The organism is Anaerolineales bacterium, assembly GCA_015075625.1.
Taxonomy (GTDB): Bacteria; Chloroflexota; Anaerolineae; order Aggregatilineales; family UBA2796; genus UBA2796.
Genome location: JABTTZ010000002.1, coordinates 1,245,490 through 1,268,116, shown reverse-complemented (window position 1 = coordinate 1,268,116; position 22,627 = coordinate 1,245,490). Strand labels below are relative to the sequence as shown.

The following is a 22,627-nucleotide window of genomic DNA, read 5'->3' as shown; positions in this document are numbered from 1 at the left end:
GTTTGATTTTAAGCCCCGCAGGGGCGGCTTATCGCAGCGCCCGCTGCTTTAGCAGCGGGCGGATGGGCGGTAGGGCGGCAACCACACTACCCCGCCCCATTCTATTCTATGAAAATTCCTTGTTTGCCCACTCTGTCGTGTGGTGATACACTTCCTTCACTTGCGTTCGGATTGTCGATCACCCCGGTTACGGAGGATCACCCTATGCGGCGACCAGTACGGCGACTCGCCCAACTTACATCCAGCGGGACGGCGTTCGTCCTTTTGGCGCTGACGCTCTCAGGCTGTTTTCAGCCCGTTGGCGCGGCAATTCCCCCGACGGCGGTGACGCCCGACGGCGCTCCCCCTATGACGGTAGCCGCATTGGACACGCCTACCGTTGATCCTGTGGCGGAAGCAATGGCAACGGCGAACATGGAAACCGCCATTGCCATGAACATGTTCAACCTCACCGCCGACGCGATGAACACCCAAGCGGCAGAGACGGCGACCATGCAGGCGATTCTGTTTCCTTCTGCCACCTTCACGCCGGATGTCGCCATCCCGCCGACGATTGATTTCACTTTCCCAGGGACGCCCACCCCGACGGAAACGCCCACCGAAGCGCCAACGGCAACCTTCACACCCATCGCCACAAACACGCTGACCATTGAAGAACAGCAGGCGACGCTCTTTGCCGAATCGACGCGGGTCTTTGGCGATCTGACAGCAACGGCATTCGCCTTAGGGACGTATGCCCCGACGCTTACCCCGACGGAGACGCCGACCAGCACCCTTGAGGCGCTGAGCATCCCTACCCTTGATCCCGACGCGCAGGCGACGATCAACGCCCTGAGCGGCGGTGGCGGCTTGAACGGCGCTCCGCCCACCTCGACGCTCTCCTTCCCAACGGCGGTTGCCTTTCAGGAAACCTCGGTGTTCCCGCCGCAGGATCCCCTTCAAGAGACGCTGGACGCCCAAGCGACCCAGATCATTGCGACGGTGACGGCAGATGCGGCGTTTAACCTGACCTCCACCGCGCAGGCGATCCTCGGCTTCCAAACGCCGATCATCCCGCCACCCATTGATACCTTCCCCACGCCGACTTTCCCGCCGGCAATTTTTGTTGGACCCGGCACGCCCACCTATCCCCCCGGCACACCGGGCATTCCCGGCTCGCGGGCGGGCGGTCCGATTGATGCTGGCTGCCGCTATACGGTCATTGGTGGGGATACCCTCTACAGCATCGCTCTGCGCTTCCAACCGTATGGATCGTCGCTCAGCCGGATCATCAGCGCTAATGGGATCGTCAACCCAAGCCTGATCCGCCCTGGACGGGTGCTGTATATCCCAAGCTGCGGTTTGCCCGAAGTGGGCGTCCCGCCCGTGACGGTTGTCCCCCCGGGTACGGGGTCAGGGCGCGTCTATGTTGTCCAAGAGGGCGATACGCTCTGGCGGATTTCGCGGATGTTTGGGGTGCGCGTCATGGCGATTGCCCAACTGAACGGGATACAGAACATCAACCTGATCTACATCGGGCAGTTGATCACTATCCCGTAAGCGTCCCCAACATTCCTCTCCCCCCTTTTTCGCTGAGATAAAGGGGAAAGCCGTCTGAGCGGGCAAGCTCACTCAGACGGCGTGTAAACCCTAAAGCAGCAAAAATCCTCAAAAGTAGACAACAACGTATGACTGACACACAGACCGAACGCACCCTTTCTTCAGAAGCCATTTACGACGGGCGCATTATCAAACTGCGCGTCGATAGTGTGGAACTTCCCAACGGCAAAACCGCCCGCCGTGAGGTGATTCGTCACCCGGGGGCGGTGGCGATTGTCCCTCTGCTCCCTCCTAGCGAAGGCGGCGGCGTCATGTTGATCCGCCAGTTCCGCTATGCAGCCCAACAAAGTCTGTGGGAAATTCCGGCGGGAACGCTTGAACCGGACGAAAACCCTGACGACTGCGCCTACCGCGAACTCCAAGAGGAAATTGGTTATAAACCCGGACGCCTGGAAAAACTTGGGGGGATTTTCGTCGCCCCAGGCTACACCAGCGAGTACATTCACCTCTACCTCGCCACTGATTTGCTCCCTTCGCGCTTGGCTGCCGATGCCGATGAATTCATTAGCGCTCAGCCCTTTTCGTGGGAGGATGTGCTGCGGATGATCCGCGAGGGGGTGATTTGCGATGGCAAGACGATCAGCGGGTTGCTCATGGCGTGGGATCGCCTTCGGGAAGGGACGCGCTAAACGATGCTACGCTTTTTAACGGCGGGCGAATCGCACGGACCGACCCTGACGGCTATTTTGGATGGTTTTCCGGCGGGTGTCCCGCTGACCGCCGCCGCCATTGACGCTGATCTTGCCCGCCGCCAAGAGGGGTACGGGCGCGGCGGGCGGATGTCCATTGAGCGTGACGCTGTGCGCCTTTCGGCGGGGGTCGTCGCTGGACAAACCACCGGCGCCCCGATTGCCCTGACAGTGATCAACCGCGATTACAAAAATTGGGCGCAAAAAGATATTCCGCCGATGACTGTCCCCCGCCCGGGTCACGCCGATCTGACGGGAGCGATCAAGTATGGCTACCGCGATCTGCGCCTTGCCCTTGAACGTGCCAGCGCCCGCGAAACGACGATGCGCGTTGCCGTTGGGGCAGTTTGCAAGGCGCTTATGCGCCAGTTTGGGATCACCGTGCAGGGCTATGTGACGGCAATCGGTGAGGTCAGCGCCGATCTGCCCATTAGCCCTGATCCGGCGGTCTATTTGAAGCGCTTTGAGGCGGCGGAAGCAAGCGATGTCCGCTGCCCAGAGGGAGAGACAGCGACGCGCATCCACGAGGCAATCCGCGCGGCGATTCAAGCGAAGGACACCCTCGGCGGGATCATCGAGGTTGCCGCTTTGAACGTCCCCCCCGGGTTGGGGTCGCACGTTCAGTTTGACCGCAAACTGGATGGGCAGTTGATCGGCGCGGTGGGGAGCGTCCACAGTGTGAAAGGCGTTGAGATCGGTCATGCCTTCCGGCAGGCAGCGTGGCGGGGGACGGCGGTTCACGATCCGATCATCAGCGATGGTGAGCGGCTGCGGCGGGAGACAAACCGTGCGGGCGGGTTGGAAGGGGGAATCACAACGGGCGAGCCGATTGTGATCCGCGCCGCCCTCAAGCCGATAGCGACGACGATCAACCCCCTTCAATCGGTAGATTTGGCAACGGGCGGGGCGCGGGCGATTGAATACGAGCGCAGCGATTTCTGTGCCGTCCCACGCGGGGTCGTAATCATCGAGGCGATGGTGGCTTATGTCCTCTGCGCGGCGCTGATCGAGAAACTGGGCGGCGATTCGTTGGGGGAGATGCGCCCTCGTTTTGAGACGCTGCGCCGAGGTCGCCCCGACGAACTGCCGATGGATAACAGGGCATGGCGCTTTGGGTACGAGTATGAACGCGACGCCGACGGGTGAGCCACCCTCCCCGCCCAAAGCGCCGGGGCATATCATCCTGTGCGGCTTCATGGGTACGGGAAAATCAACAGTGGGACGGCTGATCGCCCTGCGCCTGAACCTTGCCTTTGCCGATACGGATAGTGTCATTGAAAACCGCGAACGCTGCACGATTCCTCACCTTTTCAAAACGCGGGGGGAGGCGGCGTTTCGGGCGCTAGAGCGCGATCTGTGTAAGGAGATCGGCAGTTGGCGGCGTTCGGTGATTGCCACTGGGGGCGGGATGGTCGTTCCGGCGGAAAATCGTGCGGCGCTCATTGCCAGCGGCTTTTTGGTCTGTCTGGACGCCCCTGTAGAGGTTATTTTTGCGCGGCTTGCCGGTCAGAATCACCGCCCGCTGCTGCGGACGGCGAATCCCCAAGCGAAGATTGCCGAACTGCTTGCCGCCCGCGCCGAGGCATACACCGCCGTTCCCTATCACATTGAGACGGGGGTACGCTCACCCGCCCTTGTCGCGGAGGAAATCATCCGGCTGTGGGTGGCGTATACGATGCGCCCCTAGAGCATTTTTCGCGGTGATCAGGGGGTAGGACAACGCCGCCCAACGAGGGAGGATACTGAACTAGAGCGATACGGACACCCCTCACCCGCGCCCCTGTCTTGCTCCCTTTCCTGTGTGTATAGGGCGGGGTCTCTAATCGACTACGGTGCGGGTGCGGCGTGGGATGTAGGTGAGCCGCCCAATAAAGGGGTAATCAAAGGTCTTGCTGCGCAAGGCGGCAATGATCCCGAAAAAGGCGCTGGCAAACAGCCCAAAGGGAATCAAGACCGAGGCGAAAATCACAGCGACGATGCCCAACCACAAAAAGGGAATTGCCAAAATCCCAACAATGCTGATGGCAAGGGCGACGGTGATCACCACGCCGATGAGGACTGCGCCCGTCGTCAGCAGCAGCCAGCCAATCCCTCCCATAAAGGATGCAACGGTGGCGTTTAGGGCGTGCCGTGCCACAAAGGGCGATTTCGTGCGGTTAGCAAGGTAAATAAAGAGCGGGATCAAGAACATAAAGGGGATGAATAACCCTAGATTGCTGGCATGGGCAAGGCTTGCCAGCACCCGCTCATCGGGCGTTGAGGGTTCATCAATGACGCGATAATTGGGGGAATAGGGGTGGCTTAGGAAGTTTTGAACGCCTTTGGCGAAATCTTTCCCCCACCGCTGCGAAAATTTCTTCTCAACTTTGTCGCCCCATTGCTCTGCCCGCCGCCCGAAGTTTTCACCCCATTGCTCGGCGCGACGCCCAAAATGTTCGCCCCATTGCTCGGCACGCTCTGCCCATGCTTCGATTTTGTCTTCCCAATTCCGGTCTCGTCTTCGCTCATCCTTGCCAAAGGTTGGTGGGGAATCGCGCTTTGCCTTTTCACGGGGAAGGTCATCATCATCGTCATCGTAGGCTTCGTTATTCTTGCGTTTGGCGCGATACGCCCGCACCGCCTCATCAAGATCGACGGGGGAATCACCAGCGGCATCGTCTGCGTGGGCGAGATGGAGATCGTCCTCGTCGTTTTTGCGCTTCGGTTTTGGGTCGCCATCATAGGCAGAATACATGGCTTAGGGTGCGCCTCCGTGCGCGGTCATCTTATTGTATTATACGCCGGAGGCAGGGGGAGGTTGCAAGCAATCAGGCGCTACGCCACATCTTCAATCTGCTGGCGCAGACGCTCTGCCGAGGCAACCCCTCGATTTACATGGCGGGGAGTCTGTGTCCGATCCAAGACAAAGGTTGTTGGGGCAGAGAACACCCCCCAACGATCCGCCGCATCAGGTTGTTCGGTGGCGTCAATCTGCACCACCTGAAGGGTTTCCCCCAATTCCGCCTGAAGCTGACGAAGGGCGGGCATCTGCTGAGTCTTGCAGGGGTCGCAAAAAGGGGTTGTGAAATAGACCACCGTCGGGCGGCTGCTCAGAATTCCGCTGAGGATGGGATCGTGGGGGGCGTGGGCAGCAGCGCGGCGCAGCAAGAGACGGTTGACCGCCGCCCACGCAAGGACGCCGCCGAGGATGATTAGAAGGGCAAACACAGCACGTTCGGGCATGGGTATTCTGTAATCCTCTTAACCGGAGATGGGGGCGCGGGTGAAGCCGGGGACACCTAAACGGTTGAATCCATAATACATGAGACAGCCGACGCAAATACCGGCAAAGAGATTCAGCGCCGCCAGAGCAACCACCACCCATGACAGCACCCATCCCAATGCTGAGCCAGCCACAAGCAGCAGCGTCGCCACGATCAACACACCCCCACCCACGCCTTGGGCAAATAAATGGGGTTCAGGATTATCCGTTTTCACAGCGGGCTGGACGATTCCGGCGGGTTTTAACACCGAGAAATAAACTGCTTTGAACAATCCAGCAGTGGGAATCGCCGTCCCAATGAGCATCACCGCACAGACGAAGGCGACGATGGGGGGAGCATTTAGGATGAAGGCGAGGATGAGCAAGCCAATGATGAATCCCTGATTTGTCCGTAGGGCGCTGTGATCGACGCGGCGATCCGCGTTGAGTTTGGTGACAGACATAGCGTGTGCCTCGTTGGGTGATTTATCTAACTCACCTTACGCACAGACCCTCACCCCCCAGCCCCCTCCCACTACGCGGGAGAGGGGGGAATGCATATTTTTGAGAGGGACCCCCCCCTCAATCTGCCCCTTTGGATGAATAGGGGGTGAACAAACTCAACTGCGTTAGGTGATTTATCTAAGTATATCACTAGGATTTATCGGTTGACAAGGGATGTGGGCAGTTGTCCTAAGAGGTGGCGTCGTAGGCGCACCTATAGAAGGTGCGGTTAACGCTGTTTCTAGGTTCTGTGGACAGTGTAACTCCAGCGTTTCCGCCGCTAAAGCAGCGGGCTAGGAGGAACCACCCCTTCGGGGCTTGGAACCAAACAGGTCAACACGCCTAGTCCCGTAGGGAACAAATAGGGTTACAGTGTGCGTCAATTAGATTAGAATCAGGGGGAGTGTTGCCAGAAGGTCTTGATCCTCCCCAATGAGGAGACTCACCACACCATGCTTTACGAGCTTACCCAACTTGCGCTGCGCAACCTAACCCGCGCCCGCGCCCGTTTGATCATGACGGCGGGGGGCGTTCTTGTGGGGACGGCGGCGGTCATCCTCTTGATTGCCATCACCGTTGGCTTGCAGGCGATTGCCGAAGCGGGGATTGGCTCTAGCACGAGCTTGCTGGAACTTTATGTCTACCCCCGCTATAACCCCAACGGCGAGACCCCGCGCATTGATCAGGAGGCAATCCAAGCGATTCGGGCGATCCCCGGCGTGAACACGATGATTTATGGTGTGCAGGCTTATGGAATCGTGATCACCGTTGACAAGCTGATCAATTATCCCAGTGTTTTCGGGATCGACCCGGCGCTGCTGCCGGGGCTTGCCGAAAAAATGAAATGGGGGACGCCTGTTCTTGATACCAAGACCATCGTCATTGGCGGGCGCGTGGAAGATAATTTCTTCGACCCCAAGGCAAGCGATTACATTCCCATCACCTATGATCTTCAGACGGTAAAGCCACGCTTCACCTTTCAAGTCTCAGCCGGAACACGCCGCTTGAACTACACCATTTCGGGGGCGGTAGCCATCCAAGACACCTTCCTTGATGGAACGCTGATCCTCCCGCTCAGCGAGGTGATCCGCCTGAAACGCCTGAACGGAGAACAGGTTGACATGAACAAGCTGAGCTACGATACCGTCCTCGTCCGTGCCGCCAGCCGTGATGTGACGAACGATGTGGCAAACGCCATTCGTAACTTGGGCTTTGATGCCAGCGGCGGGGGGGACTATCTGAACCAACTGACTGGTTTTTTCGGGACGATGCGTCTGATGCTTGGTGGGGTGGGCGGCGTTGCCCTCATTGTTGCCGCCTTTGGCGTTGCCAACACCATGACCATGGCAATTTTGGAGCGCACCCGCGAGATCGGGATTATGAAGGCAATCGGGGCAACGGATCGGGCAATTTTGACGGTGTTCCTCATCGAAGCGGGGGCGGTGGGCTTTTTTGGCGGGCTGGCGGGGGTGGGGACGGCGCTCGCCTTAGGGCAGGTGATCAACAACGCGGTGGCGAATGGCGTTGGCGATGGCACAGGAGCGCAGTTTTTGCCCATTGATGTCAGCAAAATTCAAGGGAATCTGGTCATTATCGATCCGGCGCTGATCCTCTTTGGGATGATCTTAGCGACGGTGGTGGGCATTGGGGCGGGGGTTTTGCCCGCACTCCGTGCCAGCCAGATGATCCCCGTCCATGCCTTGCGGACAGAATAGAGCGCTTCGCCAAAGGGGGGTTGGCATTTGCCCTCGAAGACGCTATCGTTTTGAAAGACAAGCACCAAAGGGACAGGGACACTTTAGGAATCTACATGCTGAAATCATTGGCACGGATCGGGCGTTGGCTGCTCATGGCGGGTGGGGTCTTTTTATGTTTGGGGGCGGTTTTCTTCCTCGTTGTCGTTCGTCCGCAGCTTGCAGCGCGGCTAGGTGGCACGGCGACGAACGCCGCCTACATCGAACGGCGCACCCTTGACGATGTGCTGAATGTCTCCGGCACACTCCGCCCCATCCAAACCGTGAATGTCAATTTTGATACAGCGGGTAAGGTTGCTACCGTCGTTGTTCGTGCGGGCGATGCCGTCGCTGTGGGCGATACCCTTGCCACGCTCGATGAGGCAGCCTTGACCCGCTCTTTGGAACAGGCGCGGCTGAGCCGAACCATTCAGCAAGCAAACTACGATACAACCATCCGCCCGGCAACAGCGGATCAGATTGCCCGTGCGAAAGCGACACTGGCACAAGCAGAGGCGGCGTTGGCGCAAGCGCAAGCGCAGTTTGATAATCAGCGCAACGCGATCACCACAAGCTGTACCAATGTGGGCAGCCTCACGCAGGCGCTTATGACGGCGGAGCAGGCATACAAGAATTACCTGACCGATGGCTTTCAGTTTGATAGTGAGTTCCGCCCTGACGCCAACTCTCCAGCGGGGCGGGCGTTGAAATCGGCGCGGGATCAGATGGAGGTGGGGCAGGCAACCTGCGACAGCGCAAAACGGGCGCAGTCGGGCGATGCCAGCGTCGTCTCTGCCCAAGCCGGGGTTGAGCAGGCAAAGGTCGCCCTGGATACGCTGCTGCGCGGGGCAACTCCTGAACAGATTGCTATTGCCGAGGCGCAACTGGCACAGGCGAAGTTGAACGTGAGCGCGGCGGAGGAAAACCTTACGGATGCCGTCCTAAAATCGCCGGTGAAAGGGATCATCGCGGCGGTGAACATTACCGCTGGCGGAACAGTAGGCAGCAGCGGCGGGGCGGCGGGGGCGGCGTTCGTCATTGCCGATACATCCTCCATTTACCTTGAAACGCTCGTTGATGAAAACGATATATCCCGCGTGGTAGGGGAGCTGCCCGTCCGCTTCACCTTGCAGGGACTGCCCTTTGATCAGGTCTTTAACGGAACGGTGGAGAGCAAAAGCGCCGTTGGGCAGAACAATCAGGGCGTTATTGCCTACCCCGTCCGCATTGCCCTCAAAGGCGATGTGCCGCTCTTTCTGAACATGAGCGCCGATGTGGAGATTATCCTTGCCACGCGGGAAAACGTCCTTGTCGTTGCCACGCGGGCAATCCGTCGGGGGGCGGACGGGGGGCGGTTTATCCTTATCGAACGCTCCGATGGGACGACGACAGAAATTTCCGTTGAGATTGGCTTATCGGCAGACAGTGTGACGGAGATTAGCGGCGAGGGTCTGCGCGAAGGGCAGAAAGTTCTCATCGAAGGACGCACCGGAGCGGGGAACTGATGGTGGCGCTTCACACGCCGGATTCCCCCTCGGAGACTGCCGCCCTCCCTCGTTGGGGGAACGACCCATCACCCCCCACGCCGAGGCGACGACGGCGCTTTGCCCGCTTTTGGGGCTATTTCGGGGCGGCGCTGCTCATCTTTATGTGTGGGGCGGTGGCGGGCTATACACAGGGTCCCCGTCTGGCAACCCTTGTGGCAGCAGGCGGGCAAGCGGCACAGGCATTCCAGCAGTTTCAGCCCTGTTTCAACGATCTGCGCAATAGTTCTGCCTTTCGCGGCATGAGCGCTCTCTTTCCTCGTCCAACAGCCCTCCCCGATGGCGTCCCGACGCCAACACCGCAACCCCGCACCTTTGACCCCACAGCGCTGAAAACAGCAGCGGGGAAACTCGTCCGCATCAGCGAGCGGGAGATCACCGTAGCGACGGTGGACGAAAACGGGATAGGGCGCGATGAAACGCTGCCGTTTTTCCCCTTTAACCGCTTCGTCACTTCCGCGGGACGAGAGATCACGCGGGGGGGCGTGTTCGCGGGGGATCAGGTTGATGTTTTGGCGTTCCGCTTGCAAGAGGGGGGGGCGCATGTTGTCCTCTGTGTGATCGTTAATGTCGATCCGGCAAAATAACCCCTATACTAACGCTCAAACCACACGCTGGTTGATCATCAGCAGTTTGACTACGTTGGCTAGGCTGAGAGGCGCTGGATGTTTGTTCGTCGTTCCCGTTCCCGCCCAGCGGTAATCCTATGGGGTGGGTTGGTCTTCCTTCTGGTGAGCTTTGCCCTCATCTCGCTGTATAGGCAAGCCCGCCCGTTGTGCGCGTGCCTGCCGCCGCTGACCATCACCCCGACGCACACCCCCTTTCCCACCTCGGATCGCGGCGTTGTTGCCCCTCCTGCCACCCGCAGTTCCTTTGGGGTTGCCACGCCCAACTTTGCGGCGAACGTCCCCACCGCCCGCACAAACACCTTTGATGCTGGACAGCTTGCCATTGGGCGCAAGACATATACGCAGTGGTGCGCCACCTGTCACGGAGATCGTGGGCAAGGGCTGGAGGCGTGGCGTTCGGCGTGGCTGCCCGAACACCAAACCTGTACACAAGCGGGCTGTCACGGGGCAAACCATCCCCCCGATGGCTTTTCGATGCGCAAGGTTGCCCCACCGGTCATGGGCGAGGGCGCTCTTGCCAATTACCCCTCCGCCTTCGTCCTTTATATCTACATGCAGGGGACAATGCCCTATCAAGCGCCGGGTGTCCTCAGCAAAGAGGAATACCTTGCCCTCAGCGCCTATCTTGCCGACCAACATGGCGCCGATGGGCGCGGAGCGACACTGACCGAACACAATGCCGATCAGGTCATTTTTCCCAAAAATTGATTTATGCATGTTATGCCATAACTAAAAAATAAATGTATAATTGGAACATCTGAGTGTATTTGTGAGAATACGTTCGGGAGGAGTGTCCATTATGCCTGTCAGTATTCGCTTGATTGAGGATGGGTGGATTATTCACCAAATCTGCGCCGACCCCTGGGACATGCATGAGTTTGCCGAAACGTTCCCCGCTGCCAAAGGGATGCTCGATGCCGCCGATCATCCCGTCCATTTCATTGTTAACCTGGAAGGGACGATCCGGGAGCCGCGTGGCGTGCTGCGTTTTCGCCAGCACCCAGGGTTTACCCACCCGCGCACGGGGTTTGTTGTCTTTGTCGAAGCGAATCAGTTGACGCGCTCGATTGTTCAGATGGGGCTGCGCCTGATCCGCTTTAACCGTGCAAAGTTCTTCCCCACCGAGGCAGAGGCATTGACCTTTTGCCGCCACATGATTGCCCCGCACGGTGAAACCATTTTGAAAATGGGCTAGTCGTTCGTCACGAAAATTTCTAAAGAATCCCTATCCCCGGTTACTGCGCAGCAGCCGCCTTTCCCCGTTCACAGGAAAAGGGGAGAAATTCTGCGGGCGAGGGGGTGAGGGAACTTCCCCCTCAAACGTTCGCTTTCGATGAATACAGGGTAAACACGGTCAACTGCGTAAGTCCTATCGATCAATCCGATGGGGCATCATCCCCACTGACACACCCCCCCGCAACTTACTTCACCTTGCCCACGTAAAGCCCCATACCGAATGAGCTACATCAGGGAGAGTGTAAAAAACGCATGAAAACAATTCTCTATACACGGTATGGATCACCGGATGTCCTTCACCTGCGGGAGGTAGCCACCCCAACGCCTAAAGCAGATGAGGTTTTGGTGAAGATTCACGCGGCGGGGGCAAACCCGTTGGATTGGCACCTGATGCGGGCGAAACCGTTCCTCGTCCGCTTGGATGGTGGGCTGCGCAAACCGAAAAATCATCGCCTCGGCGCGGATATTGCCGGGCGGGTGGAGGCAGTGGGGACAAACGTCACCACCCTGCGCCCGGGCGATGAGGTCTTTGGCGACCTTTCCGCGGCTGGCTTAGGTGGCTTTGCCGAGTATGTCTGTGTGCGTGCGGACTCGCTCGTGTTGAAACCCGCCAATCTCTCCTTTGAGTCCGCCGCTGGCGTCCCTGTGGCGGGGATCACCGCCTTACAAGGGCTGCGCACGGGGAATCTGAGCGCCGGGCAGAAGGTCTTGATCAATGGCGCGTCCGGCGGTGTAGGGACATTTGCCGTGCAAATTGCCAAAGCGTTTGGGGCAGAGGTCACCGCCGTGTGCAGCGGGGCGAACAAAGCGATGGTTCAGTCCATCGGTGCAGATCATGTTATTGACTATACCCAAGAGGACTTCACCCGAAACGGGCGACACTATGACTTGATCCTTGAGGTCATTGGCAACCGCACCCCGGCGGATCTGCGGCGGGCGCTCTCGCCAGAGGGCGTATGTGTTGTTGTCGGATTCACCACCCTTGCCCGCATGTTCAACGTTATGCTCAGGGGGGGAAAGACCGTCCGCATGATGGGCACGGCAAAGCCGAATCAGGCGGATTTGGCGATCCTCAAAGACCTTTTAGAGAGCGGCAAGGTGACTACGGTCATTGATCGCTGCTACACCCTGAGCGAGACGCCAGAGGCAATTCGCTATCTGGAAAGCGGACGCGCCAAAGGCAAAGTGATCATCGTCATGGGGTAGTGGGGGGAGAAGGGGGAATCACGTCTTTGAGGGGGCTTCCCCCTCACCCGAAGAATTTCTCCCCTTTCCCTGTGTACGAGGTGGGGTCAGGGTTGTCAAGCCCCGAAAGGGCAGTTGCTTTCAGCCCGCGACTTTAGCGGCGGGCGACCACACGGGGTCGCCCCTACAGAGAGACGAGGCGTGGCGGATAGGGAATATTTTGCCTATCTTCCTGATGGACGCGCCCCCTCGTCTGCAATTAGTGAAAGGCAGCCTCAGCCTGATACAGGACTTTTGGATAGGTGCTGAGGAAGTCCATTCCCACTTGACGCTGCCGAACGAAAGTTCTATAATTATAATCTTAATCAGGGAGGAAAGCGACCTATGTGGCAGCAATTGATTATTGTCGGGAATGTCGGACGTGATCCCAAGTTCGATTATTCTGGGCAAGGTTTAGCCTATTGCAAATTCAGTGTTGCCGTGAGCAAGCGGACGGGCAAAGGCGAGGAACGCAAAGAAGAAACGACATGGTTTTCGGTAACTATCTTTGGGAATCAAGCAGAGCTTGCCAGCCAACTGATCAAAAAAGGGCGGAAGGTCATGCTGGTAGGGGAAATCAGCGCCTCTACCTACATCAGCAAGCAGACAAATCAACCGGTTGCCTCGCTGGATATGATCGCCCGCGAATTCCGCCTCTTGGATTCACAGCGGAGCGGTGAGGAAGGCGGCACGGGCGGGGATGATTCCGGTGGGGGCAGCGGCGGCAAAGATGGTGGCGATCTGCCCTTCTAGGGGGGATATGGCGGACGCGCTGTGGCGCGTCCCGACAGGGAGGGGGCGACCACAGAAGGTCGCCCCGACAAAAACACCGTCATTTTCCCCCTTTTGTTAGGGGGAGGTTGTTGGCGGGAACAGCAAGCCACCATCGCTGCCGCTCGGTGTGGGGAACGGCGCAAAGGGATCCGTGATGGCGGGCAGGGTTGCTGTTGGCGGGATGCCAAAATCGGGTGTCGGGGTAGAAAAGCCCGGAAAGCCCGCTGTTGGAGGAATTTGCGGGGTAGGTTGGATGGGCGAGGTGTTGTTCACAATCACCTGCGCCGTCCGCGCCGCATAGCGCCCCCGGCTATCCACCGCCCACAGCCGCAGCGTGTAGACGCCATCAGGAACGCGGTTCGTCTCCCAACGCCCCAAAAAGCCCTGCCCCGATGTGGCAAACGGACCGTCCACAATGCTGAACGCCGTCGGGTTTTGCCCTTGCCCAAGCTCAATTTGGTAGCGGTTCATGTTTGGCATTTGGACGGTGCCGGTGATCTCGATCAGCCGCGCCACCTGCTGCCCATTGGCGGGCGAATTCAATTGAAGGATGGGGTTCACCTGTCCGGGTTGGCACGCCGAGGCGGGGCGCTGCCCAACGGGAAGGCGTAAGCCGCGCTCTGTAGCCCAACGGCTGCCGGTGGGGTCGGTGTTCATCCATGTGATCGCCCACCGATCCAAGATATTCAGGGCGGTGCGTGCCTCTTTGAAGTCTGGGCAGTATTCGTTGGCGATCAAGCCACTGTAGGTATCGACCTCATACGTCCCGATGATCTCCCCAATGCTTGGGGGGGGATTGGCTGTGAAGTACAACTCGGTGCGGCGGGTGCGACACTGCGGGTGATCGGCTGTGCCAAAATCATCGCAGACGCTTGTTTGGGCAACGGTGGTGGGCATCGCCGCTTGGCTTGGGGCAACGCCCGCCAGCGCCGAGGTCATAATCTGATTCCACAGCAGCGAGGCTGCGGTGCTTCCGGCGACGGCGCTCATGGAGGAATTGTTGTTGTTGCCCATCCAAACGGCAACCATCGCCCCCGGCGTATAGCCAAACGTCCACGAATCACGGTTTTGGTCAGACGTTCCCATCTTCACCGCCGCGATATGCCCATTCTGAAGGTTCAGGGCGGAATTCCCCCCTAAGGCGGCAGTCCGTGCGGCGTTATCGGAGAGGATGCTGGTGATTAGGTACGCCAAGCCCGGTTCAACGGCTTGCTGCGGGGTTGGTGCGGCGGGTTGATAAACAATCTCCTCCACACCGTCCTTCTTCAAGGTGACGCGGGCGATGATGTAGGGGTCTAGGGCGCGTCCCCCATTGCCTAATGTCATGTAGGCGTTGGCAAGGCTGAGCATGGTCACTTCGGTAGTTCCCATGCCCGTTGAAAATGCTGCTTGTTCGGGCTGTGTGCCAATGAAGGCAATCCCTAAGCGGGCAGCCAGCGCCTTGAAGCGATCCAAGCCAACATACTCGAAGGCTTTCACCGCTGGCACGTTGTAGCCATTGCCCAACGCATAGCGCAGGTTGACCGGACCACGGAAACGCCCATCGGCGTTGGCGGGGCAGAAGGCATCGTTCGCCCCAAAGCACGATTTCACATCAAAGAGAGGTGTCGCCGGCGTCCAATAACGCCCCAACGAATCGCGCTCTAACGCGCCCAAATAGAGGAAGGGTTGGAGCGCCGTGCCGGGCTGCCGTGCCGCTTGGGTGACAACGTTCACCTGCCCTTCAATCTTTGTGCTGAAGAAATCGGCGCTGCCGACCATCGCCAAAACCGCCCCGTCTGAGGGACGCAAGACAAGCGCCGCACCATTCGTTACGTTTTGGAGGGCGAGGCTGTTCACCCCATTTTTGACGGTAGATTCGGCAGCATCTTGGAGGCGCGTATCGAGCGTGAGGTACACGCTGAAGCCAGCGGTGTAAAGGGCGTTGCTGCCGAAAAGCCGCTCTAGCTCTTGCCGTGCAAAAAAGACAGCATGGGGATACTTGATATCAATCCCTCGCGCCTTATAGGTTGCCATCGCCGCTTCCATATCGGCGGATTCCTTCACCGCTTTGCGCACTTCTTCCCGCGTAATGCATTTCGCCGCGATATGCTCAAAGGCAACACAGCCCTTTTGGATCATCATCTCGCGGACGTTTTGCGCACGGACAATTCCGGCGGGGGTACGTCCGGTGTTCGCGTTCGCCACTGGATCATAGGCGGCGGGTGATTCGATCAAGCCTGCGAGGAACGACGCCTCGGAGAGATTCAGATCACGGGCTGATTTTTTGAAGTAGATTTGGGCGGCTGCCTCTGCCCCATACGCCAGATTGCCAAAGTAAACGGTGTTCAGGTAGAACTCCAAAATTTGGCTTTTCGTGTAGCGGCGGGCAATCTCGGCGGAGGTGATCACTTCCTCAATCTTGCGTTCGGTGTCCACTTGGCTGGATGTAGGAAGATCGAGAAGGCGCAGCTTTGCCACCTGTTGGGTGATTGTGCTGTCACCGAGGGTAGGCGCACCCGCCGTCACATTTTGGATAATCGCCCGGATGATGGCAATTACATCAAAGCCTGGGGCGGTGTAGAAATCCGGCTCCTCGGCGCTGATCACGGCGTGCAGCAAATAAGGCGACATTTGATCAAGCGGCACTTGCGTCCGTGCGCCCAGTTTCGGGTCGTCCAGTTGATAAAGGACTTTCCCCGCTGTGTCCAAAAAGCGGACGGATTGGGAGGTCAGGTTGATCGCGTTGGGGAGATCATCGATCTTCGCCGTGTATTGATTGGTGATGTTCGTATAAAATAACAGCGAGCCAAGCGACCCCAAAATCCCCATAATAAGAACGCCAAAAATGCTCAGGACGCCCACTGTGACAAGGCAGCCACCCACTTTTTGGGGGTCTTGCATAAAGCCCGATGGGGCATCGCCATAATCGGGCTGGATCGATCCCGGGATCAGCTTTGAGCCGCCGCCGGCTGCTGGCACACGGACAACACCGGGCGAGGTTGACCCCACCGCCGCCGAGGGGACGGTCATCCCTGCGCCTGTAGCGGCGGGTGTACTGACCACCGTGACACCTGCCCCGCCCGTTGAAAGAGGCGCACTGGCGACAGTTGCCCCGCTGCTGGCTGAGCGTGATTCAGACTCAAGGCGGCTTGCCCAGGCGCGGTTGCCCACCACCGTTGCCCCGCTGTCTTGGATCGCCACCTTTTTCGGTAGATTCAAGGGCGCTTCGGCAACGGTGCGCTGTGTCATGCTGACATCGGACGTGCCAAATGCCTTTGGTTTGCCTGCTCCGGCAGCTTCCTTATACAGCATCAGATCGGGGTCGCCTTTGGGCTGGTAGCCGGGGGGCGTATCCGCCACCCAAGCCGTCCCATCATGGCGAAACCATTTGTCACTTTCTACACCCAACACCCAATAGCGTTTTTGATCGTCCAAGACCATATGGTTGCGCAGTTCGGTGTTCAGTTGGTCGCGGGTGATCATGCCCGCCGCATAGCGCCGCCGCGCCTTACGCACGGCATTTTCTGCCGCCTCGTACTTTTCGGCAAGGGAAGGCGATGAGGCAGCCGGGGGGGATGCTGGCACAGATTCCTGAGACATCGCTTGGGTAGGCGGTGTGGCTTGGATGGGTACGCTTGCTTCGAGGCGGGTTACTCCCTCAGGAGCAGGCTTTTCTTGAAATTCAGAACTGTTCGACATATTAGACATCGGTATATTCTCCAGCGGCGCATCACCCTCCACATTACCCTTGTCTTCGCCCGCCGGGGCGGGGGGCTGTGTGGCTACGGCTACCTCACGGATGGGCTGAGGGGGCAGTTCGCCCCGCAAACGGGCGGCTTCCTCTGCCGAGACAAATCCAACGCCGGCCACATAATTGCTGTAATCCATTGCGGCTGTCGCTTCGGGTGTCGGCTTAGAATCAGCGCTGGGCGTCTCTGCCGCGCTTTCCTGCAAGATCAATTCCGAGACACGGCTTGTCGCCTCTAGGGGGACGTACCATCCGCCCGGGCGGGGCGGCTCAGCGTCAGTGGGCAAGGGAACAGGCGTTGTTGGATAGGGATTAGGAGGGGGCGTTGGCGTCACCGCATCAGGGGGGGTGTACCACCCACCGCTATCGGGCGTGTCGGTTGGATTGGGGGGTAAAGAAACCATCTTCAAACCTCATTGACATAGCGGGGCGGGGTGCAATCCCCCTCCCCCTAACCCCGTTCAGGTGAATTCGGGTACATTCAGAATCTGTGTCCGCCCCGCCATACACAAATGGTTGTTAGGCTTTGTCTTCGATGCCGTGCGCCAAGCGGGTGACGCGGCGGAGACGCTCTGCCATCACTTGCATGACATGGAGGGCGAAAAAGGGCGTTTGTTCAACCATGAACATAAAGCGCTTTAGGCTGATGGGAACAACCTTGCAATCCGTTTTGGCAATGGCAGAAACGCTGCGCGGCGAGTTATCAATCAAACCCATCTCGCCCACAATATCGCCAGCGTTCAGGGTATCAATCGTTTTCCCATTTTGGGTGACGTTCAGTTCCCCTTCGATCAGGATATACATGTACTCGGCTTCGTCGCCTGCGTCAAAAAGATGCGTCCCGGCAGGGATCAATTCATATTCGTTGGTGTTTTGAAAGATCAAAAATTTCGGCATTGGGCTGAATCCTCATCCGTGCATCAGCGTACTTCTGGCGATTATAGCGTGAATTCTGGTTTGTGCGTGGCAGGCAAAAAAACGTAGGAAGCACATCCCCTGACCCTCCCCTTGACCTCCCCAAGAGGCGTTGCTATAATGACCCTACAATCTCATATCCAACGGCAATGACCGGGGGTAGTAGGTCAGCATGGTAGCGAACAGGCGGTTGGTGCAAGCCTGTATAGAGCGGCAACCATGCCCGCCAGTAAGACCGAACTCACCCGCCAGCCGCTTTGGTGAAAGGAATTAGCCTTCCTTAGCCAAAGCCGTCTGCCACGTTACGGCAAAATGAGTGACACGGGCGTATAGCTCAGCTGGGAGAGCGCTTCAATGGCATTGAAGAGGTCGTGAGTTCGAATCTCTCTACGTCCACATGTGCGGCAGCACACCCCGTGTAATCAGGATGGTACCGCGAAGTCCCCTTCGTTCCTGATCAGGTTAGACCCTGATTGGAATGAGGGGGACTTTTCGTTTACCGTGAATTTGATGAGTTTGGAAGATGGTTGTGGGGAAAGTGTGCTATAGTCTTTCTACAGACTCGTTCGATTCACCCGCGATGAGACGCGGTGGGAGTTATTGGCGATGGGCAAAAAACCTCGGCAATCCGACATTATTCGCCGACTTCGTGAGCAACTTGAGCAGCTAGGACGCCTGCTGAACCCGCCTAAGCCGGTTCCGGCGCGTATCCCGGTGCGCAATCGCCCACGCCTACCGGAATACCCACCGCGATAAACTCGTAACGGCTTTTTATGGCGCGTTGAGCAGGGGTCAGGTTGATGCAAACCTGACCCCTTTTTGTTGTCTTGTTTTCGTCGCCTTGATTCCAACTCATCCCTACCGTGTAAAGGTTTGTCCAAAGCACAAGAGGAGACCCAACCCATGCCGAAAGAACGCTATACCCCCCAAGAGATTGAACCACGCTGGCAAGCAAAATGGGATGCCGACGGGCTGTACCGCTCTGTCGTTGACCCTGCCCGCCCCAAACACTATGCCCTGACGATGCTGCCCTACCCAAGCGGCGATCTACACATTGGGCATTGGTATGCCATGACCCCTTCCGATGCCCGCGCCCGGTACATGCGGATGAAGGGCTACAACGTCTTGTTCCCGATGGGTTTTGATGCCTTTGGGTTGCCCGCCGAAAACGCCGCCATTTCGCGCAACATCCACCCCAAAACGTGGACATATAAAAACATCGCCACCATGCGCACCCAGATGAAAACGATGGGGACGATGTTCGATTGGGAGCGGCAAGCGGTCAGTTCCGATAAGGACTATTATCTGTGGACACAGTGGTTCTTTCTGAAGTTCTTCGAGAACGATTTGGCATACCGCAAGCAAGCAGAGGTTGATTTCTGCCCAAAATGCAACACAACGCTGGCGCGGGAGCAGGTCTGGGGGGAAGATCGCCACTGTGAGCGGTGCGGGACGCCCGTGATCAAAAAATCGTTGGAGCAGTGGTTTTTCCGCATCACGCACTACGCCGATGAACTGCTGGATCACAGCACGATTGAGTGGCCCGAAAAGGTCAAGGTGATGCAGACAAACTGGATTGGGAAAAGCGAAGGGGCGCATGTCACCTTTAAGACCGATGGCGGGGGCGAGCTGACCGTCTTTACGACACGCCCCGATACGCTGTGGGGGGCAACCTTCATGGTCATTGCCCCCGAACACCCACTGGTAGAATCGATCACCACCGACGCGCAGCGCCCTACTGTTGAGGAATACATCCAGAAGGCGAAGCGCCGGACGGAAATTGAGCGCACCTCTACTGAGAAGGAAAAGACAGGTGTTTTCACCGGTGGCTATGCCCTCAACCCGGTCAATGGGGAGCGCATCCCGGTGTGGGTTGCCGATTACGTTCTGATGGGCTACGGGACGGGTGCAATCATGGCTGTTCCCGCCCATGATGATCGGGACTTTGCCTTTGCCCATGCATTCAAGCTGCCCATTCGCGCCGTGATCCAACCCGATGCCCCAGTCGCAGCGGGGGATGGTGCCCCTGAATGGTATGTGGGCGAAGGGACGATGATCAACAGCGCCCACTTTGATGGAACACCCACCGCCAACGGGGAGGCAGTCCACAAGGTGATCGCGTGGTTGGACGAACAAGGCTTGGGCAAGCCCGCTGTTACCTATCGCCTGCGTGATTGGCTGATCAGCCGCCAGCGCTATTGGGGTTCCCCGATCCCGATTGTTTACTGCGATACGTGCGGAACAGTTCCCGTCCCCTACGATCAACTGCCCATCGAACTGCCCGATGATGTAGCATTCATGCCAACAGGCGAAAGCCCGCTGAAGTCTCACCCGGGATTCCTGCACACCGCCTGTCCGAAGTGCGGTGGCGCGGCGCGGCGGGAGACAGACACGATGGATACTTTCATGTGTTCCTCGTGGTATCAACTGCGCTACCTGAGTCCGGCGTATGACCAAGCCCCTTTTGATCCGGCGGAGGGCGCGTACTGGCTGCCTGTGGATCAATACACTGGCGGGATTGAACACGCGACGATGCATCTGATGTACACGCGCTTCTTCACCAAAGCAGCGCGGGACTGCGGAATCTTCAAGGATGCCGCTGCGATACGAACGGCGACCCCCACCTATGACCAAACCCCCATCGATCATGAGCCGATGGCGGCGTTGTTCAATCAGGGCATGATTTTAGGTGAGCCGTCAGACGGTCATGTGATCCGTGCGGAGGGCGTCTGGGATGGCGACAAGCTGAATGCGGCACGGATCACCATCCTGAGTGCCGATCAGGTTGGGACAACACCCACCAGTAGCAGTAGCGAAATTATTGGGGAGGTTGTCAAACGCGCCGAAAACCTGTTGAGCGTTGAAAGGGCGGGCGGGGCAACCTTTGTTGTGGAGGTTGGCGAGGCGACGACGATCACCGATGCGGGCGGAAATCAGATCACCATAGAGGGTGTACGCTTCCGCTTGGGGGCGGAGAAAATGTCTAAAAGTAAGGGGAACGTGATCGCCCCCGATGTCTTGGTCAACCAATACGGGGCGGATGTCGTGCGCGGCTACCTGATGTTCGCCTTTCGTTGGGAGGCGGGCGGACCGTGGGACAGCAAAGGGATTCAGGGCGTTGTCCGCTGGCTGAACGATGTGTGGAATCTGGTGGCGGATGAAGGTCGCCCCGCCGGAGACCCGCCCGCTGAAGCAGAGGTGAAAGCGCTGCGCCGGAAAGTCCACCAGACAATCCAGCGCGTGGAGGACGGTCTGCGCGAATTTGGCTTTAACACCGCCGTCGCCGCGCTGATGGAATTGAAAAACACACTGCTGGCAGCGCGAAAGACGGCGGTTTATGGGTCGCCAGCATGGGGTGAGGCGATTCAGGCAATGCTGTTGATGATGGCGCCCTTTACGCCGTATATCGCGGAGGAACTGTGGGCGCAGATCGGCTGCCCATACAGCATCCATAGGCAGCCCTTCCCCACCTTTGACGCAGAGGCGGCAAAAGAGGACGCCCTAACGTTGGTTGTCAGCGTGAACGGCAAAGTTCGGGCGAAGATCAGCGTTCCGGTGGGAACAAGCGAGGTAGAGGCAACGGCGCAGGCAATGGCGCACGCCGATGTCGTTCGCTTTGTCAGCGGCACGCCGAAGAAGATCATCTATGTGGCGGAACGGGGGATGTTGAACATCGTCGTGTAGAGCATCCTCACGCTCATCAGCGTCGGGGCGACCCCCTATCGCCGCCCCGACGCTCGTTTTCGCCTCAACAGAGCAAGCCTACCGTCACTCCGGCTGGAAATCCTTCCCGCTGCCACACCCAAAACCACCTCAATCGGGCTATGTTCCCGACCTCTACGGGCATTCTTCCTCCCCACAACATGACCTCTGCTCATGACAGTGGGACACCTTCTTCTGTAGGCTAATACGGATGGTGCAATTTAAAGGAGAAACGATGGTGTCCAAACGGTTAATCACATATGTCGTGATCTTGATAGTGGCTTCAATTGGGCTGCTGCCGGCGGTGGCACAGGAAGGAATGCCGCCACTGCCTGGTGAACTGGTATTGGGCGATCTTGGCTCACCGCGGGAGAGCATCGTTGCACCGGGGCGCTCCGTCGTTGTTGGCTATCGGAACATCATGTATCCCGACTACAAAGCGCACCTTACCGAACAGGACATTGAGGATCTGATCGTCTATTTGCTCACGTTGTAAGCAAGGTATGTTAATCAGGAGTGTAGATATGAACCGAACGTTTATCGCGACCAGTGGCAGCCGGCTGGCACGTGCCGAATGTGCCATAAACGGTCAGTGGTCAGTTGAGTCCCTCCTTGAAGGGGAGCAGGTACGCTCTTTGGCTGCTGATCCCCACAACCGCAATACGGTCTATGCCGGAACACAAGGGAATGGCGTTCTGCGCTCTGAAGATGGGGGCAAAACATGGCAGCCCTCGGGCTTAAGGGATCAGATGGTCAAAGCGATTGCCGTAAGTCCCGTAGACCCCAATCTGATTGTGGCAGGAACAAAACCACCCGGCATCTTTATCTCGCATGATGGCGGGCAACACTGGGCGGAAGCCGCGTCGTTTCGCACCATGCGACGTTGGTTTTGGTTCTCCCCTGCGGAAAAACCGTTCACCCCTTATGTGCAAGGGATCGCCCTTTCGCCTACCGATTCCAGATCGGGATGCGCCGGGGCATTTGTATGCTGGATTGAGCAATGGCGATGTATGGCACACGATGGATTACGGCGATCACTGGCAGCAGCTTCCCTTCAACTTAGGAACGATCTGGACAGCGATGATTATGGTTTGAGTCTTGAGGAAA

At 58.2% G+C, this 22,627-nt stretch carries 19 protein-coding genes and 1 tRNA gene; 15 read left to right on the top strand and 5 right to left on the bottom strand.

The annotated features are described in order from the left end of the window. Positions 1-204 precede the first annotated feature (204 nt). The 4 genes from HS103_14075 (at position 205) to HS103_14060 (ending at position 3,975) form a co-directional block, all read left to right on the top strand. The gene (locus HS103_14075; GenBank protein MBE7513929.1) at positions 205-1,539 is read left to right on the top strand and encodes a LysM peptidoglycan-binding domain-containing protein; all 1,335 of its coding nucleotides are present in this window, start codon (positions 205-207) and stop codon (positions 1,537-1,539) included. Between the two features lie 128 nt (positions 1,540-1,667). Further along, entirely contained in the window at positions 1,668-2,228 is a 561-nt protein-coding gene (locus tag HS103_14070) for an NUDIX hydrolase (protein MBE7513928.1), read from the top strand. A gap of 3 nt (positions 2,229-2,231) precedes the next feature. Continuing rightward, complete coding sequence (aroC, locus tag HS103_14065; protein MBE7513927.1) at positions 2,232-3,434, top strand: chorismate synthase; 1,203 nt, start codon at positions 2,232-2,234, stop codon at positions 3,432-3,434. Beyond that, entirely contained in the window at positions 3,412-3,975 is a 564-nt protein-coding gene (locus HS103_14060; GenBank protein MBE7513926.1) for a shikimate kinase, read from the top strand. The genes aroC and HS103_14060 overlap by 23 nt, the downstream gene beginning before the upstream one ends. A gap of 132 nt (positions 3,976-4,107) precedes the next feature. On the opposite strand, the gene HS103_14055 is transcribed toward HS103_14060, so the two are convergent. The 3 genes from HS103_14055 to HS103_14045 all read right to left on the bottom strand — a co-directional run bounded on the left by HS103_14055 (position 4,108) and on the right by HS103_14045 (position 5,993). Continuing rightward, positions 4,108-5,022 carry a DUF4870 domain-containing protein gene (locus HS103_14055; GenBank protein MBE7513925.1) on the bottom strand — a complete coding sequence of 305 codons (915 nt, stop codon included), beginning with the start codon at positions 5,020-5,022 and terminating at the stop codon, positions 4,108-4,110. A gap of 80 nt (positions 5,023-5,102) precedes the next feature. Then, positions 5,103-5,510, bottom strand: a complete 408-nt coding sequence (locus tag HS103_14050; GenBank protein MBE7513924.1) for a thioredoxin family protein — start codon at positions 5,508-5,510, stop codon at positions 5,103-5,105. Positions 5,511-5,528: 18 nt separating this feature from the next. Further along, complete coding sequence (locus HS103_14045) at positions 5,529-5,993, bottom strand: DUF4395 domain-containing protein (protein MBE7513923.1); 465 nt, start codon at positions 5,991-5,993, stop codon at positions 5,529-5,531. 492 nt (positions 5,994-6,485) lie between these two features. On the opposite strand from HS103_14045, the gene HS103_14040 reads away from it, so the two are divergent. The 7 genes from HS103_14040 to HS103_14010 all read left to right on the top strand — a co-directional run bounded on the left by HS103_14040 (position 6,486) and on the right by HS103_14010 (position 13,152). Further along, entirely contained in the window at positions 6,486-7,748 is a 1,263-nt protein-coding gene (locus HS103_14040) for an ABC transporter permease (protein ID MBE7513922.1), read from the top strand. A 95-nt stretch (positions 7,749-7,843) separates the two neighbouring features. Next, complete coding sequence (locus tag HS103_14035; protein MBE7513921.1) at positions 7,844-9,271, top strand: HlyD family efflux transporter periplasmic adaptor subunit; 1,428 nt, start codon at positions 7,844-7,846, stop codon at positions 9,269-9,271. Further along, positions 9,271-9,897, top strand: a complete 627-nt coding sequence (locus tag HS103_14030) for a hypothetical protein (GenBank protein MBE7513920.1) — start codon at positions 9,271-9,273, stop codon at positions 9,895-9,897. The genes HS103_14035 and HS103_14030 overlap by 1 nt, the downstream gene beginning before the upstream one ends. A 78-nt stretch (positions 9,898-9,975) precedes the next feature. Further along, entirely contained in the window at positions 9,976-10,647 is a 672-nt protein-coding gene (locus HS103_14025; GenBank protein MBE7513919.1) for a hypothetical protein, read from the top strand. Positions 10,648-10,738: 91 nt separating this feature from the next. Next, positions 10,739-11,134 (top strand): hypothetical protein, encoded by a 396-nt coding sequence (locus HS103_14020; GenBank protein ID MBE7513918.1) that lies wholly within the window; start codon positions 10,739-10,741, stop codon positions 11,132-11,134. Between the two features lie 293 nt (positions 11,135-11,427). Then, positions 11,428-12,381 carry an NAD(P)-dependent alcohol dehydrogenase gene (locus tag HS103_14015; protein ID MBE7513917.1) on the top strand — a complete coding sequence of 318 codons (954 nt, stop codon included), beginning with the start codon at positions 11,428-11,430 and terminating at the stop codon, positions 12,379-12,381. A 363-nt stretch (positions 12,382-12,744) separates the two neighbouring features. Beyond that, positions 12,745-13,152 (top strand): single-stranded DNA-binding protein, encoded by a 408-nt coding sequence (locus HS103_14010; GenBank protein MBE7513916.1) that lies wholly within the window; start codon positions 12,745-12,747, stop codon positions 13,150-13,152. Positions 13,153-13,248: 96 nt separating this feature from the next. On the opposite strand, the gene HS103_14005 is transcribed toward HS103_14010, so the two are convergent. After that, positions 13,249-17,307, bottom strand: a complete 4,059-nt coding sequence (locus HS103_14005; protein MBE7513915.1) for a transglycosylase domain-containing protein — start codon at positions 17,305-17,307, stop codon at positions 13,249-13,251. A 115-nt stretch (positions 17,308-17,422) separates the two neighbouring features. After that, entirely contained in the window at positions 17,423-17,800 is a 378-nt protein-coding gene (locus HS103_14000) for a cyclic nucleotide-binding domain-containing protein (GenBank protein ID MBE7513914.1), read from the bottom strand. 341 nt (positions 17,801-18,141) lie between these two features. Between HS103_14000 and HS103_13995 the strand changes: the two genes are divergently transcribed. From HS103_13995 to HS103_13980, 4 genes are all read left to right on the top strand, one after another. Continuing rightward, positions 18,142-18,214, top strand: a tRNA-Ala gene (locus HS103_13995). 507 nt (positions 18,215-18,721) lie between these two features. Next, positions 18,722-21,502 carry a leucine--tRNA ligase gene (locus tag HS103_13990; protein MBE7513913.1) on the top strand — a complete coding sequence of 927 codons (2,781 nt, stop codon included), beginning with the start codon at positions 18,722-18,724 and terminating at the stop codon, positions 21,500-21,502. A 253-nt stretch (positions 21,503-21,755) separates the two neighbouring features. Then, positions 21,756-22,016 (top strand): hypothetical protein, encoded by a 261-nt coding sequence (locus HS103_13985; protein ID MBE7513912.1) that lies wholly within the window; start codon positions 21,756-21,758, stop codon positions 22,014-22,016. A gap of 428 nt (positions 22,017-22,444) precedes the next feature. Beyond that, complete coding sequence (locus HS103_13980) at positions 22,445-22,615, top strand: hypothetical protein (protein MBE7513911.1); 171 nt, start codon at positions 22,445-22,447, stop codon at positions 22,613-22,615. Positions 22,616-22,627: the final 12 nt, after the last annotated feature.

Excerpts from the sequence above, each read along its gene's own strand:
- HS103_14075 (MBE7513929.1), top strand. The coding sequence starts at position 205 with ATGCGGCGACCAGTACGGCGACTCGCCCAACTTACATCCAGCGGGACG.
- HS103_14070 (MBE7513928.1), top strand. The coding sequence starts at position 1,668 with ATGACTGACACACAGACCGAACGCACCCTTTCTTCAGAAGCCATTTAC.
- aroC (MBE7513927.1), top strand. The coding sequence starts at position 2,232 with ATGCTACGCTTTTTAACGGCGGGCGAATCGCACGGACCGACCCTGACG.
- HS103_14060 (MBE7513926.1), top strand. The coding sequence starts at position 3,412 with ATGAACGCGACGCCGACGGGTGAGCCACCCTCCCCGCCCAAAGCGCCG.
- HS103_14055 (MBE7513925.1), bottom strand. The coding sequence starts at position 5,022 with ATGTATTCTGCCTATGATGGCGACCCAAAACCGAAGCGCAAAAACGAC.
- HS103_14050 (MBE7513924.1), bottom strand. The coding sequence starts at position 5,510 with ATGCCCGAACGTGCTGTGTTTGCCCTTCTAATCATCCTCGGCGGCGTC.
- HS103_14045 (MBE7513923.1), bottom strand. The coding sequence starts at position 5,993 with ATGTCTGTCACCAAACTCAACGCGGATCGCCGCGTCGATCACAGCGCC.
- HS103_14040 (MBE7513922.1), top strand. The coding sequence starts at position 6,486 with ATGCTTTACGAGCTTACCCAACTTGCGCTGCGCAACCTAACCCGCGCC.
- HS103_14035 (MBE7513921.1), top strand. The coding sequence starts at position 7,844 with ATGCTGAAATCATTGGCACGGATCGGGCGTTGGCTGCTCATGGCGGGT.
- HS103_14030 (MBE7513920.1), top strand. The coding sequence starts at position 9,271 with ATGGTGGCGCTTCACACGCCGGATTCCCCCTCGGAGACTGCCGCCCTC.
- HS103_14025 (MBE7513919.1), top strand. The coding sequence starts at position 9,976 with ATGTTTGTTCGTCGTTCCCGTTCCCGCCCAGCGGTAATCCTATGGGGT.
- HS103_14020 (MBE7513918.1), top strand. The coding sequence starts at position 10,739 with ATGCCTGTCAGTATTCGCTTGATTGAGGATGGGTGGATTATTCACCAA.
- HS103_14015 (MBE7513917.1), top strand. The coding sequence starts at position 11,428 with ATGAAAACAATTCTCTATACACGGTATGGATCACCGGATGTCCTTCAC.
- HS103_14010 (MBE7513916.1), top strand. The coding sequence starts at position 12,745 with ATGTGGCAGCAATTGATTATTGTCGGGAATGTCGGACGTGATCCCAAG.
- HS103_14005 (MBE7513915.1), bottom strand. The coding sequence starts at position 17,307 with ATGGTTTCTTTACCCCCCAATCCAACCGACACGCCCGATAGCGGTGGG.
- HS103_14000 (MBE7513914.1), bottom strand. The coding sequence starts at position 17,800 with ATGCCGAAATTTTTGATCTTTCAAAACACCAACGAATATGAATTGATC.
- HS103_13990 (MBE7513913.1), top strand. The coding sequence starts at position 18,722 with ATGCCGAAAGAACGCTATACCCCCCAAGAGATTGAACCACGCTGGCAA.
- HS103_13985 (MBE7513912.1), top strand. The coding sequence starts at position 21,756 with ATGGTGTCCAAACGGTTAATCACATATGTCGTGATCTTGATAGTGGCT.
- HS103_13980 (MBE7513911.1), top strand. The coding sequence starts at position 22,445 with ATGTGCAAGGGATCGCCCTTTCGCCTACCGATTCCAGATCGGGATGCG.